Source organism: Pasteurella dagmatis (assembly GCF_900186835.1).
Taxonomy (GTDB): Bacteria; Pseudomonadota; Gammaproteobacteria; order Enterobacterales; family Pasteurellaceae; genus Pasteurella; species Pasteurella dagmatis.
On sequence record NZ_LT906448.1, the window covers coordinates 323,581 to 339,118 of the forward strand.

Genomic DNA, 15,538 nt, shown 5'->3' on the forward strand with positions numbered 1-15,538 from the left:
TTAAGTTGAAGGATTAACTTAGTATGAATAAAAATCGTTATAAACTTATTTTTAGTAAATCTAAATCTTGTCTTGTACCTGTTGCTGAATGTATTAAATCAGCGGTAGGTAATGGTTCATCGGATAATATTTCTGAAAAGGATTCGGAATCAGAGGAACCTCCCCATTTTGAGCAACATCCTTTCTCAACCGTTTCTTTATTAATCAAAACTGCATTAAATCCAGTTTCTTCGGTGATGAGGCTCACTTGGAAACAATTCTCTATTGTGTTTTTGACTGTAGCATCAGTACCTGTATTGGCGGATTCGACTAATTCACCATCTAACTTACCTTCTCCAGCTGATAAAGTTATTTTGAAAGATATCAATGGTAAAGCACTTCTGACAGCTATTGATAAAACAAATAATACGAATATCGAGTTGTCGGAAGATAATAAAAATAATACTAAAATATATCAAACTGAGAATAAGGTAATAGTCATTGATATTGCTAAACCAAATGATAAACATATTTCCGATAACCGTTTCAATAAATTTAATATCACTAATGGTGCTGTATTTAATAATAATAAGGACGTTGCGGAGAAAAAATCTCTATTAGTGGGTTATATTCCTAAAAATAAAAATTTAGAGAATGGTTCTGAAGCAAAAGTAATTTTAAATCAAGTTACTGGCTCAGAAATAAGTAAAATTGAAGGTGCTCTTGAAGTTTTAGGTGGAAAAGCAGATCTTGTTATTGCAAACCCAAATGGCCTTATCTTAAATGGTGTACAAACGATTAATTCAGACCGCTTTGTTGCGACAACGAGTAAGGAAATAAACCCTTCACAAATGCTACTAAACGTTACTAATGGTACAGTAACAATTGATGTTGATGGTTTTGCTACAGACGGGTTGCAGTATTTAGATATTATTGCAAAGAAAATTGAGCAGAAAGAAGTTATTGCCAATAAAAATAAAAAAAGTACACAGCGTGCAAATATCACATTTATTGCAGGCCAAAGTGAATATAATCTCACTAACCATACATTAGTAGAGAGTTCAAAAGGTAAAGCAAGTTCAAATGAAATTGCAATTACAGGTGCAAGCACGGGGGCTATGCACGGTCAAAATATTAAATTAGTTGTTACAGATAAAGGGGCAGGTGTAAAACACGATGGTATCATTTTGTCTGAAAGTGATGTCCGTATTGAGTTAAACGATGGTGACCTAGATTTAGGTAATGCTCAAAAAAGTACGACGGTTGAAAGTGATCGTACTGTGAGAGCGAAAAAGAAATTTGAAGTTACAAATAGTAAACGCACTACTATTGGTAGTGAAGTTGATGCGAAGCAAATTGATGTAGCTGCACAAGAAACTATTTTAAGAAAAGATGCAAAAATTACAGCTAGAGAGTCAGCTTCTATTAACTCTACAAAATCTATTACGATTGAGGAAAATGCAAAATTAGTTTCACCAAAAGTTAATGTAACAACTGAAACATTGAAAAATGATGGTCGTATTCTAGGTAGTGATGTTGTTATTGATGCGAATGATTTAGTTAACCAAAATGAAATTTATGCTGATAAGAACCTAGATATTAAGACTAAAGGTAAAGAGCATTATTCTGTTTTCTCTCATGACAATCATGCAGTTAGTTTAGTTAAAGAAGTTGCAAGCTTAAAAACAGGTTTTGTCAATAAAGGCAAAATCGAAAGTAATGGTACAGCGACATTAACATTTAAAGATAATACAAGTTATCTGACAAATGGTAATAAGTTTGTCCGAGCAAAAGATAAGCTAACTATTAATGCTGATGGCGTAGAAATTGATAAAACACAAAATATTCAGTCAACAGCCCATATTACAATCAATACTAATCATAGTTTTGTAAATAGAGGTACTTTAGCGAGTTCCAAAGGGATCAATATTACTTCAGATAAAGGCAATATTTATAATGATATGGGGCTTTTAGGATCTGGAGAAACCATTCAATTAACAGCTAAAAGTGGGAACATCATTAATCATGCTGGTTCTTTACTACACAGTGAAGGCAATATTAATTTAGATGCGAATCACTTAGTCTATAATTTAGGTGAAATTAATACGAAAAAAGATGTTGTCGTGAATGCTAGCGCACTTGTTAATGATGTTCAATTAACAGGTAAGCCTATCTATAAAAGACTGTCAAAAGATCGTCGTTATGAAATGACTACTATTGCAGATCATGGATGGCATAACAATGTTTATGAGCTAGAGCTTAATTTGCAAGAGTTAGATAGAAATGAGGTTAAACTTGATAAATTAGGGGCAATTCGTGTTGGTGGAAACTTTACGTTTAATACGAAGAAACCGGCTTCTCCTAGTGACCTAGATGGGCAAGATCTTTCAGGTAAATTAATTAATCACGGTTTAATTAATGTGAAGGGTACTTTTAAAACTGATGCTGATAAGATCATTAATGAAATGAAAGCGCAGGAAATCAATGCATTAGATGTATTTAAAAATAATGCAGATATTGCAATTTATTATCAGCCTTTAGCTCGTTTTATTTGGACATCCTTGTCAGGAAAAACACATACTAGATTTAATACATTAGAATCTTTCTTTGATTCATTATTTGGATCAAATCCAGTTGCTATAACTAGCCTTTATGCTTCTGAAAACTGGAAGGCTTATCAAATATTAAGACATGTTAAACATTCTCCAATATTCCAAAAAGCGATGGAACATGCATTTGGAAGTAATTGGCAAGCAATGTCATATCAGGCTATGTCAGCTAAATGGAAAGAGTTTAAAAAGAATCCAACTAGCTTTAAATATTATCCAAGTGAAAAAGCAAGAATTTTCGCAGGTACTTTTGATGCTAGTACAAAAAACATACAAAATGGTGAATTGTCAGAGAAAGGTAATTTCGATAGTAAGTTAACAATTGGTAAGCACTCTTTAACTGTACCTAATGCAGATTTCCGTTCTGAAGTTAATAAAGAGATTTTAGAACTTAATAAAGATGGGGTTGATCTTTCTGCATTATCAGACTTATTAGATATTCCAAACTTATTTATTGATAATAGTGTTCAGTTAGAAAAAACTACAACTGAAATTGATGCAGAGGATCAGGCTATCCTTGATAAAGAACCAGACTATCTTAATCCTAACCTTCTAAGACAAAATAAAGAGTTTCTTGATAAATTATTAATTGATCTTAACGAAGAAAAATATGTTAAAGACGATGCATACTATGATGCAAGACGTACAAACAATGAACGATTTGAGAATTTACCAAGAGACCTTCAGCGCAGGTTACATGAAGAGTTTTCTAGAAGAAAAGAAGAGCAAAACGCTAAACGTTTAGAGTTACTAAGAAAAGCTAAAGAGGAAAAAGAAGCTAAAAATCAACAACGTAATGATAATTACAAAGTTGAAGAAAAGCGTCTAGAAAATGACAAAATCATCAAGCAAAAAGAGCTTGAAGCTCAAGCTAATGAAGAGAAACTCATTAAAGAGACTGAAGCTAAACGAGAAGTTGAAATTGCTGAAAAAGAAAGAAAGCAAAAAGAAGCTGAGATTTTAGCAAAAGAACAAGAAAAAATTGAACAAGAAAAGAAAGAAGAAGAACTTAAAGCACTAGAAAGACAGCGTGAGGAATATCGCAAACTTGCAGAAGAACACTTTAAGGTAGAGGCCGAGAAATCTAAGAAAAAATTCTTGAAAACTATCGATGATAATCGTCCTAAAGTAGAGACAGATCCGCTTTATCGCACTAAATTATCTTATATTAAACAAGACGAATATGCTGGGGCTGATTATTTCTTCAATAAAGTTGCATCAGATACCGAAGGTAAAAAGAAAGTGAATGTGTTAGGTGATAACTATTTTGATCACCAATTAATTACACGCACAATTGAGAAAAAAGCTGACAATCAATTAGAGCAAAAGTATAACTTAAGTGGTGTTGAACTTGTGAAGAAACTGATGGAAAACTCAAGCTTACAAGCAAAAGAGCTCGGGTTGAAATTAGGCGCTGTATTGACTCAGGAGCAACAAGCTAATTTAACTCAGGACATTGTTTGGTATGTAAAAACCAATGTGAAAGGTAAAGAAGTTTTTGTTCCACAAGTGTATTTAGCTCAGAAAACTACCAATGATATTGAAAAACTAAGAGGTTTAGGTACAGGTACTATCCAAGCTAGAAACTTAAATATTCAAGCCGAAAATGTGAAAAATACAGGTACATTATCGGGTCAACAAGTGAATATTACCGCAAGTGAGAAAATTCAAAACAGAGGGAGTATTCTCAGTACTGAAGAAACTCGTTTAATAGGTCGTAAAGGTATTGAGAATGAATCTCGTGTATTTGCAAATGACGAATTAGGTGTAACTAACCAGCGTTCTGAAATTAAAACAGAAGGCCACTTACACCTTGAAACAGATAAAGATGCAAGCGTTGATGTTAGAGCTTCAGATATCAAAGCGAAATCTGCGTATGTGAAAACAGGTGATCTGAATCTGAAAGATGCTCACGATACTAAACACTCTTATGAAGAACACTTCCAAGGAAGTGCGATAAATGTTGATTTTGGATCTAAAAATCGAAACTCAAGTTTAGGTATTGGTACAAGCAGCAAATCAGAAAATAAGAGTGAGGCAACTTCAGTTGGTTCAAAATTATCGACCGAACAGCTACATTTGGCTATTGAGAAAGATGTAAATCAAGTTGGTAGTGTTATTGAAACCAAACGGATTGGCGGTATTGTAAAAGGTAACTACAACACTAAAGCTGGTGAGAATATTAAACACGCTGAAAGTGAAGAGTATGGTTCACAAGTTTATTTTTCTGGACACGCAAGTGGTGGCGGTACTTCAGTTCGTTATGACTATAACAGTAAAGATGGTGGTAAGGGTTCAGCTAATGCTCCAACCACACAAACTGGTTTAGGTGTAGGAATAGGTATGGCTTTTACTCATGAAAAAAATAAAGAAACTTTATTGACTCATACAAATAGTGAGTTGCAAGCTGAAAGCGGTAAATTACATGTTTTAAACACTGCGGATATCGGTGGTGTTGATATTAATACTAAATTACCAGAAAAAGTAGAACCAAAAGGCGCACAGCCAAAAGCAGTACAACCTGAAACTAATGTAAATACTAATAAGTCGACTACATCTGATCGTAAGTCAAGTGAAGCTCCAAACTTAGGTCAACTGTCCGATGCTGAAATTGAAAAATTAATGGCAGAGAAGTCGAAAGAAGACTTCAAGAAAGATGCGGAGAAACCAGCGAGTTCAGGTTTTGAATTATCAGCGAAAGACATTAAATCAACCAAGCAAAAAGACCAATATGATTCAGAGTCTCAGCGTACCTCATTTAAGGTTGGTCCAGAAGTGGAAGCACATTCAGCTGTTGCGGATATGGTAAGTAATTTAGTGAGACAGTACCGTGATGCGCAAAATGGTATCAAAACAGATGGTACAGCAGTTCTACAACATGCAAGTGACGCCCTAAATATCATTACTGGTGATTTAGCAGGTACTTCTTTGAAAGTTGCAGTTGAAAGAAATAAAGAAACCAAGACGACAAAAGAAACAGGTGATATTGTGACTAAACTTGGCGGTAATGTCACACTGTCTGCACGTGATGGTAGTATTGAACTGAAAAATATCCAAAGTGATGAAAATACAAATCTTGCTTTGAAAGCAAAAGAAAATGTCAATATTCTTGCTGGTGAAAAAACACGTGAAACAGAAGAAACTGTATCAAGACAAAAGCTTGCACATGGTGTGCATGCTGGTTGTAGCTTGATGTCAGGTGCCTGTACTGCTGGTGTAAGCACATCAATTGAAGGTAACCAGAGCTATACTTCAGAACGTGCATTAACTCACAATAATAGCGTATTAAAAGGTCAAAGTATCAAAGTTGAAGCGGGTAAAGATCTTAATTTAGTAAGCTCAAATATTGATGCGAATAATGTAGATCTGAATGTAGAAGGAAAAACAAATATCATATCAAAACAAGATACTCTTGATAAGAAGACACATGGTTTTGATTTCAACCTTTCAGCAGGTGTAGCCGTTTCAAGTGCAACGATTGCAACGCCAACAGGTACTATTGGTGGAGGTTATACAAATGAATCTGAAAGCAGTCGTAAAGTGAATAAACAAGCGGGTATTAAAGCGAATAAACTGACTGGTCAAATTCAAGATTTGAATCTTGAAGCAGGTTATATTGCAAGTAAGGATAAGAGTGACTTAAATCTTAAAGGTAATGTAACTAGTAAAGAACTTCGTGATAAACACGATAAAGATGGTGGTTCATTTGGTTTATCTGTGGGTATTAGTGAACGTGGTACAACTGCATTTAACATTCGCGGTGGTCGTGCTGAACAGAAACACTATAATGCAACACAGAAATCAACAATTTCTGGTGTAAATACCACATCGGGTCAAGTTTCAGGGCGTGTAAATAAGGACTTATCGAAAGCGACAGATGTTACACGTAATGATACTTATGCAAGTACACAATTCAGTTTTGAAGTTGCTGATATCGTTGAAGTTGGTCAAAGGGCAAAAAATAAATTAAGCACATCGAAACTGAATTATACGTCGGATGCAGGTGTACCAAAATCAAGATCTCGTACAGATGGAGATGATGGCCAATCAGGCTTTGTGAAAAATTCAATTTATGAAAGCATTGATAACTTACCGCAAACACCTAAAGCAAGAAATGCAGAAGCAGCAGAAATGGTGGATAACCCACTTTATGGTTCTGTAACACCTCGTACTAAATCTGCGGATACTGAAGGTAATGTTGCGAAAAAACACGATTATGAAGAAATCCCTGGTTCTGTATATAACAAACTAGGTGATGACAGTTCTGATATCGCACGTAATAAAGCAGGTAAAGCTGATGAGCATATTTATGAAGAAATTAATGGTACTTACAGTAAACTTGGCGATGCAGATGCAAATAAAGGTCGAGTAGCACCAAAAGCAGCATCAGATGATACTTACAGCACAGTAGGTGATGCTAATGCGAATCAAGGTACAGGTTTCAAACGTGCAGGAAATACCGATGGTATTTATAGCACAGTTGAAGCACCAAGCGCAGATGTAGCACGTAAAGGCTCAACGGTAACCACTGAATATGCTGAATTAGGTCAATCAGGCAGAAGAAATGCAAATGACCCATTACCACCGGTACCAGGTCAAGGTAAAGCTAAAACAAATGTTGATACATCAGAGCATATTTATGATGTGATTGCGGATAATTCAAGCAAAGCGAAACGCCCATTACCAGCAACACCAGACGCTCAGCAACCGAAAGCATCTGTGAATAATGGTGATGGAGAATACTCAACGATCAATGCACCGAAATCAAGAAATGTAAATGATCCGTTGCCAGAGTTACCAGGTCAAAGCAGAGCGAAAAGAAATCTTGACTCTGTAGATCATATTTATGATGAGATCAATGACAGTGCAAGTAAAGCGAAGCGTGCGTTACCAGCGACACCAAATGCGAAAGTAAAAGCAGCTGATACTAGTGACGTTGAATATACAACGATTAATACTTCATCATCTAAAGTGAAAAATGTTGATAATGATGGTATTTATTCAGAAGTAGCTGACGTGACTACCGTTCAACCAAGATCAAAATCTATTAAGGGTGAATCAGATTATGAAGCAATTCCTGATAGTGATTTAGGTGAACAGCCTCGCTCACTTTCAAAACGCTCAAGCATTGCAGAAAACAATGTTGAGTCAAAAGTGCGGTCAAATTCTGAAGAAAATTCAGCGGAATTAGGCAAAGCCAAAGTATCAGATGATCTTTATGCGAAACTTGATAAATCTGAAGCAGGTCGTGCAAAAGCAAATGCGAAAGCAGATGAAGTTGCGCAAAATGCTACTGCGAAAGTAAAAGTAGACAATGATGAAGCGCCAGAATTGCCAAAACGTCCTTCTGATTTAACTAGTGATACGCAATCAACTAATGCGAAAGCAAACCGCGTATTACCAGAAGTTCCAGAGAAACCACAAGTACGTAACCGTATTGTTGGTGATGGCGATTATGCTGAAATTACAGAAACAGCACCAAAAGCAAATCCAAAAGCTCAACGTGAGTTACCAGAGTTGCCAAATGTAGCTAAACCACGTAGTGATGGAGATCCTGATTATGCAGAAATTGGTCCAAATGCTGTAGGCAAAGCAGTTCGTCCTCAAACTGAGACTGTAGCAGAAAATGTTGTTGCTAAAATAAAACCTGAAGAATTAAACAGCAATAATAATAGTAATAAAGATACGAATGCTAAGTCTGAAGTAGTGAACTCTGATAAAGCAGAGAAATCTTTCTTCCGAAAAGTGAAAGATTTCTTCACTGGTAGCTCAAGCAAAGAAAAAGCAAAAGAGAAATCTAAAGCAACGAAAGCTCAAGCAGAAGAAACAGCAAATACGAAGCCGAACTACGATGGTTTAGAAGACAGCGTGAACTTGAAAAATCTTTTAGCTTTAGAAGGTAAACGTAACGAAGCATTTGAAACAAATGTATTGAAAAACGCAGAATTCTTAGCAGAAGCGAGAGAAGCAGCGAAGAAATACATTCCAGAAGCGACTATCAAGCAAATGGGTAACTCCCCAGAGTTTGATGACATTCTGACAGAAGGTGCACGTAAGGTCGAAAAACGTATCAATGATGCGGTGACGTTTAAACCGACGGTAGAAGAGTTCACAGAGATTCAAGGCTTAGTGAAACAATTACCGAAAGGTGCAGTGATTGAAGATGTGAATGTGAAAACACAAAGCATTACAGAAGCGTTAGCGGAGACTTCAAAAACTATCCAGCGTAATCCTAAATTAAAAGAGGAAGTGCAAGGAGCGATTGAAGACTTCTTGAAGAGCAGCCAAGGTAAAGACTTAACAGTTGAAATGATTGAGAAGTTAAACCACGGTTTACGCCCAGATGAAGGAGCAGACCGTCAGCTTTATAAGAAAGAAACGCTCACAAAAGAAAATGCGGTGTTCTCAAGCCCAGAAGCATCGAAAATCCAGTTAAGCGAAACAGTGGATTTCATTAACAAGGCGAGAAGCCAAGGTGTAGAGCCGAGTGTGTTAGCAGGATTAGTGTATCAACGCTTAATTGCTTACCATCCATTTGCGGAAGGTAATGGTCGTATGGCACGAGTTATTGTGAATAAATTATTATTAGATGCAGGTTATCCTCCGTTTACGAAGTTTAACTCTGAATTTGAGACACAAATTATTCCGCAAACAAATACAACGGCGAAGTCAGCGACAAGTAGTGAAGTGGTGAAAGAGTTCTTAACTGAGTTAGGTAAAAAACCATTACCTGAAGTTACTGAGCAACCACGCGTGAAAGCGACAATTGAAGCAGAAGGTGATTACTCTGAAATCCCTGCTGTAACTTCACCGTTAAAACCACGAAGCACATCAACTTCTGCTGAAGGCGATTATGCAACGATCCCTGCAAATGATGTAGTGGATACACCTCGTCCACGTTCAAATAGCGTGTCTGAGGAAAGTGTGGATGTTTCAGTTAAAACAAAACAAGTTGAAGATATCTACGCCACAGTAAATAAAAGCCCTGAAGCGCTTGCTAAAGCGAAAGAAAGAGGTGATGCAGCTGCAGCAAATAACCCTGTTGTGAAAGTGAAAGTAGAAGATGACGATGTACCTCCAGCATTGCCAATTCGTCCAGAATTGAAAGATGCAGCAGGTATCAATTCGAAATCAAAAGTGAAAAGTGAAGATGCTGCGAGCAGCACTGAGAAAACATCACTCTTTGGCAAAATTAAGCAGTTATTTACTGGTAGTGAGTCTTCTAAAGCAACGAAAGCTCAAGCAGAAGAAACAGCAAATACGAAGCCGAACTATGACGGTTTAGAGGACAGCGTGAACTTGAAAAATCTTTTAGCTTTAGAAGGTAAACGTAACGAAGCATTTGAAACGAATGTATTGAAAAATGCAGAATTCTTAGCAGAAGCGAGAGAAGCGGCGAAGAAATACATTCCAGAAGCGACTATCAAGCAAATGGGTAACTCCCCAGAGTTTGATGACATTCTGACAGAAGGTGCACGTAAGGTCGAAAAACGTATCAATGATGCGGTGACGTTTAAACCGACGGTAGAAGAGTTCACAGAGATTCAAGGCTTAGTGAAACAATTACCGAAAGGTGCAGTGATTGAAGATGTGAATGTGAAAACACAAAGCATTACAGAAGCGTTAGCGGAGACTTCAAAAACTATCCAGCGTAATCCTAAATTAAAAGAGGAAGTGCAAGGAGCGATTGAAGATTTCTTGAAGAGCAGCCAAGGTAAAGACTTAACAGTTGAAATGATTGAGAAGTTAAACCACGGTTTACGCCCAGATGAAGGAGCAGACCGTCAGCTTTATAAGAAAGAAACGCTCACAAAAGAAAATGCGGTGTTCTCAAGCCCAGAAGCATCGAAAATCCAGTTAAGCGAAACAGTGGACTTCATTAACAAGGCGAGAAGCCAAGGTGTAGAGCCGAGTGTGTTAGCAGGATTAGTGTATCAACGCTTAATTGCTTACCATCCATTTGCGGAAGGTAATGGTCGTATGGCACGAGTTATTGTGAATAAATTATTATTAGATGCAGGTTATCCTCCGTTTACGAAGTTTAACTCTGAATTTGAGACACAAATTATTCCGCAAACAAATACAACGGCGAAGTCAGCGACAAGTAGTGAAGTGGTGAAAGAGTTCTTAACTGAGTTAGGTAAAAAAGGTGATGCTATTCAAAAACCAGTGGCAAAACCGGCTGAACAAAACTCTGTAGAAACTAACCGCACTTTAGATCAAGTTGTTGGTGCAACAGCCTTTAGAAGAGCAAATGTAGAAACAGAGCAACCAAAAGCGGCAGTTCCTACAGCAGAGGTTAAAGCTCAAGTGAACAAACCAGTGAGTGAACGTGTTCAACAGAAAGAATTAGTTGAGAAATCTCGTGGTGTATTAAAACAAGTTCAAGATCAGTTCCAACCTTTGAAAGTGAAGCACAAAATTGATGATGTTCGCTCTTCAGTTGAACAATACGGTGGTGAAGTAACCTTCAAATATGCACAGTCAAAAGGTGAAGTGTATAAAGAGATCGTGAAACACGCTGAAACGGAACATGGTGTTTGTGAGTCTACTTGTGCACACTGGATCGCAAATAAAGTAAGTAACCAAGGTGAAGACTTCTGGAATACCCTTTATGAAGGCGGTAAAAAAGGTCACTTAAAACAAGACGCTATTGATTCAATCAAGAAATTACAAACCGAATTTATGAATAGTGGTAGTGCAACACAACAATTCAAATTAACGGATAGTTGGTTGCAAGAACAAGGTGTTGTACCTAAAGAGAAGAAAGTCGGTAGCTCAAGTCGTCGTGATGAGGTCGCTGGAACTGTATCAAAAACTGATATTTCAGCATTAACGAAAGCAATTTTAGATACTGGTAGTGATAGCTCTGGTGTGAAGAAAATCTCAATTAACCTTGAAGGTGGTTCGCACACTGTTTCAGCAGCAATTCAAGGACAAAAAGTAGTATTCTTCGATCCTAACTTCGGAGAAATGACTTTCCCAAGCCATAAACAATTTGAGTCTTGGTTAAAAGGTGCATTCTGGGAGAAAAGTGGTTACGCAGGTAAAAAAGAAGGAAAACGCTTCTTTAACGTTGTGAATTATGAATTACCAGCAAATGCAGATAAACCAAAAACAGTGACTAAACCTGTTGTTGCGAATGAGCAAGATGTTCAAAGCAAAAAACATGGATTATCTAATCCATTTAGATCGAAAGGAAAAGACAGCGCTGAAGGTCCAAAAATTGAGCACTTGGGTGGAAGCGCGGATAAAGACGCATTTTATTTCCCATTAGATAAAATTGTGACTAAAGGATCTATTTCTAAGGATATGAAGGTGAATCTTGAAAATATCAAGAAAGCATTTAATCCAAAAGATAAACATTACAATAGTCCTGAAGCGAAAAGCTTAAGAACTATGTATGAGCAAGATCCAACAATGTCCTCTACTCGATTTGTGATTGGTAATCAAGTGATTGAAAATCCATTCAAGTCACAGGATTTACAAGACTACATTCAGAAAAATCGCACAGTAGAGCCTGTTGTGAAAAAAGCAAAACAGGAAAAGCAAGCGGAAGTCGCTGCTAAAAAACCAGTAGTACCAGCGAAGCCAAAAGCACAAGCTGAAACAGTTGCAGATCAAAATGCAATTTATGCGAAAGTTAATAAGCAAGCGAAATCAGCACAGGTTGATGGTTTCTATTCTGAGTCAGAGCTGAAAACCAGAAGTGATAAAATTGTCGATCAGGTGAGTCGTGTACCAAACACTGACCCAGTTTATGCGGATTTACAATTTTCTCAAGTGAAAGGTAAAAGTGCTCATAAAGCATCAAGTGAAGTAGTGTATGACGAGGTGAAAACTCAGACTAAAGCGAAACCAAAAGCGCCGAAAAAAGCAGAAAAACCTGCAGTAGCACCAAGAGCTAATCAACAATTAGATAGTGGAATCATTCCTGATTCACAACTGAAAACCAGAAGTGACAAGATTGTAGACCATATCAGCCGGGTGCCAAACACTGAGCCAGTTTATGCGGATTTACAATTCCCTGAACAAGGTAACGCGAAAAAAGTCACTTCTTCTCAAGAAACTATCTATGAAGAAGTAGGCAAAAAAACGCAGGAAGAGCCTATTTATCAAAACGTGATTAGAAAGACACGCTAAATAAATAGTATCTGAGAAGATGATAAAGCATAGGGTTCCGTAAGTGGAACCCTATTTTTTTATATTGAAATAACAGTGGTGATAGAGAAGGATTATCTAGGGAAAATCTAAATTCATAAAAAAGCCCGTATCTTGTTAGAGATACAGGCTTTTATTTATCTATTTTAGAGAAAGCTTTTATTCATCCATATAGCCTAAGCTACGTAATGCACGCTCATCGTCAGCCCAGCCAGATTTCACTTTCACCCATAATTCTAGGTGAACTTTATTATCAAACAAACGTTCCATATCTGAACGAGCTTCAATACCAATTTGTTTGATCTTCTGCCCTTTATTGCCGATGACCATTTTTTTCTGACCTTCACGTTCAACAAGAATTAACCCGTTGATTTCGTAAGTGCCACGTTCATTTAACTTGAACTGTTCAATTTCTACTGTCACAGAATATGGCAATTCATCACCTGTGAAGCGCATAAGTTTTTCACGAATGATTTCAGACGCCATAAAACGTTGTGAGCGGTCGGTAACATATTCTTCAGGGAAGTGGTGAATACCTTCACGCAATGAATTACGCACGATTTTCTCTAATTCATTAACATTTTTACCGCTTTGCGCTGAAATTGGTACAACATGAGCAAAGCCAAATTTACTTGAAAGTTCAGTAATAAATGGCAACATTTCTTCTTTATTTTTGATGTTGTCAATTTTATTGATCGCAAGAACAACGGGTGTTTTTGCTGCACGCAATTTATTCAACACCATTTCATCATCTTCGTTCCAATGTGTACCGTCAACAACAAAAATAATTAAATCAACATCACCAATTGCACTGCTTGCTGCGCGATTCATTAAACGGTTAATCGCACGTTTTTCTTCGATGTGTAATCCTGGTGTATCCACATAAATGGCTTGATAAGCACCTTCTGTATGAATACCAACAATGCGGTGACGAGTCGTTTGTGCTTTACGAGAGGTAATTGAAATTTTTTGCCCTAAGATTTTATTCAGCAATGTTGATTTTCCTACATTAGGGCGGCCTACAATAGCAATGAAGCCACAGTAGGTTTTGGTGTTATCTGTAGTGTTTGTTTCGGTCATTTGTTTTCCAATAGTTGTAAAATTTTTTCTGCCGCTGCTTGTTCTGCTTTACGACGGCTTGCACCAATACCAATAAAAGTGCGGTCAATATTTTTTACATAACATTCAACGGTAAAAGTTTGGCAATGGGCTTCCCCTTTGATATCAACTACATTGTAGTTAGGAAGTGGTAAGCGTTTGCCTTGCAAATATTCTTGTAAACGAGTTTTAGGATCTTTTTGGTTATCGCCTGGCTTAATTTCTTCTAATAAGCTTTTATACCAATTGCAAACTATTTTGCTCGTTTTCGGTAAGTTGCTATCGAGCGATATCGCCCCAATAATCGCCTCTACGCAGTCTGCTAAAATAGATTCGCGACGAAAACCACCGCTCTTTAATTCACCTGGTCCTAGCGATAAATAATCACCAAGTTCAAATTTTCTGGCTAAAATGGCGAGAGTAGGTTCACGCACTAATGTTGCACGCATACGACTCAATTCACCTTCATTGCATTTTGGGAATTGATGGTACAAAGCTTCTGCGATGGTCAGATTTAAAATCGCATCGCCTAAAAACTCTAGGCGCTCATTATGATTTATAGAGGCACTGCGGTGTGTAAGTGCCTGTTCTAACAAAGAAACTTGGTTAAATGAATAACCAAGTTTTCGTTGTAGGCGTTCTAAATTTTTATTCATTAATAACTACTTAATTTCAGTAAATAGTCGATCAAAGCGAATTCCTGTTGGCCATTGATCTTGCTGTTTGTCTAAACTTAACCAAATATAAGTCGCTTTACCAACAATATTTTTCTCAGGTACAAATCCCCAGAAACGACTGTCTTCACTATTATTTCGGTTATCACCCATTACAAAATATTCGCCTTCAGGGACAACCCATTCAGTCACATAATTATTTTGCGAGCGATATGCTTTGTAGCGGAAACCTTCCGAAATTGGTTCTGGATACCAATGAATTTTGTGTGAAATATCGCCTGTTTCCGTGGATTCTAATGGCGAAGGTCCGTATAAATATTCACCTTTATGATCACGTCCTACTAGGAATCTAAATTCATGATTTTCTGTGGGGTCAGTATAGCTAAAGTCTTTTTGTACGCAGTTTTCTGTACACTCTTTGCCATCTTTGCCATAAATAATGCTTAATCGGCGAGTGTATTCGTTGTAGTAGATTTTATCACCTGGTGCACCGACAACACGTTTGATGTAATCTACATTTGGCTGAGTAGGTGCTTTAAAGACTACTATATCACCACGTTCAGGTTTACCAGTTTCAATAATAGTATTCTGGAATACAGGATCTTTAATGCCGTAAGCATATTTTTTCACGATGAGGAAATCACCAATACGCAATGTTGGCTCCATAGATGGTGAAGGAATCTGGAACGGCTCAAATAAAAATGAACGTAAGATCAAAACAAAAGCTAAGACAGGGAATAGAGAAGATAAAAACTCTGAACCTTCAGAAATTGGTTCGATTTGAGCTTTTTCTTCTGCAGTTAGTGTTTTGCCAGATCGTTGTTCTGTTCGTGTAATTTGCCTTGCTCGTTTTGGCAAGATAGAAAAACGGTGGTAGCACCATAATGCACCAGAAACTGCGGTTAAAATTATCAATAAAATTGAAAATGTGTTTGGTAGTGCAAAATAGTCCAGCACTTTCCACAATCCAAAACAAACTACCAATAAGATGACGAGGAATACGTTCGACATAATGTG

General features: G+C 37.1%; 4 protein-coding genes. 1 reads left to right on the plus strand and 3 read right to left on the minus strand.

Annotated features, from left to right (window positions below):
- Positions 1-23 precede the first annotated feature (23 nt).
- Entirely contained in the window at positions 24-12,731 is a 12,708-nt protein-coding gene (locus CKV78_RS01610) for a YopT-type cysteine protease domain-containing protein (RefSeq protein ID WP_095075277.1), read from the plus strand.
- A gap of 177 nt (positions 12,732-12,908) precedes the next feature.
- Here the strand turns inward: CKV78_RS01610 and era are convergent, their stop codons facing one another.
- From era to lepB, 3 genes are read right to left on the minus strand one after another with little or no spacing between them, the layout of a single operon-like run.
- Positions 12,909-13,829 (minus strand): GTPase Era, encoded by a 921-nt coding sequence (gene era / locus CKV78_RS01615; protein WP_005764705.1) that lies wholly within the window; start codon positions 13,827-13,829, stop codon positions 12,909-12,911.
- Positions 13,826-14,503: a ribonuclease III gene (rnc, locus tag CKV78_RS01620; protein WP_005764704.1), complete on the minus strand. Its 678-nt coding sequence runs from the start codon at positions 14,501-14,503 to the stop codon at positions 13,826-13,828. Before rnc ends, era begins: the two co-directional genes overlap by 4 nt.
- 6 nt (positions 14,504-14,509) lie before the next feature.
- Entirely contained in the window at positions 14,510-15,532 is a 1,023-nt protein-coding gene (lepB, locus tag CKV78_RS01625; protein ID WP_005764702.1) for a signal peptidase I, read from the minus strand.
- Positions 15,533-15,538: the final 6 nt, after the last annotated feature.

Excerpts from the sequence above, each read along its gene's own strand:
- rnc (WP_005764704.1), bottom strand. The coding sequence starts at position 14,503 with ATGAATAAAAATTTAGAACGCCTACAACGAAAACTTGGTTATTCATTT.
- CKV78_RS01610 (WP_095075277.1), top strand. The coding sequence starts at position 24 with ATGAATAAAAATCGTTATAAACTTATTTTTAGTAAATCTAAATCTTGT.
- era (WP_005764705.1), bottom strand. The coding sequence starts at position 13,829 with ATGACCGAAACAAACACTACAGATAACACCAAAACCTACTGTGGCTTC.
- lepB (WP_005764702.1), bottom strand. The coding sequence starts at position 15,532 with ATGTCGAACGTATTCCTCGTCATCTTATTGGTAGTTTGTTTTGGATTG.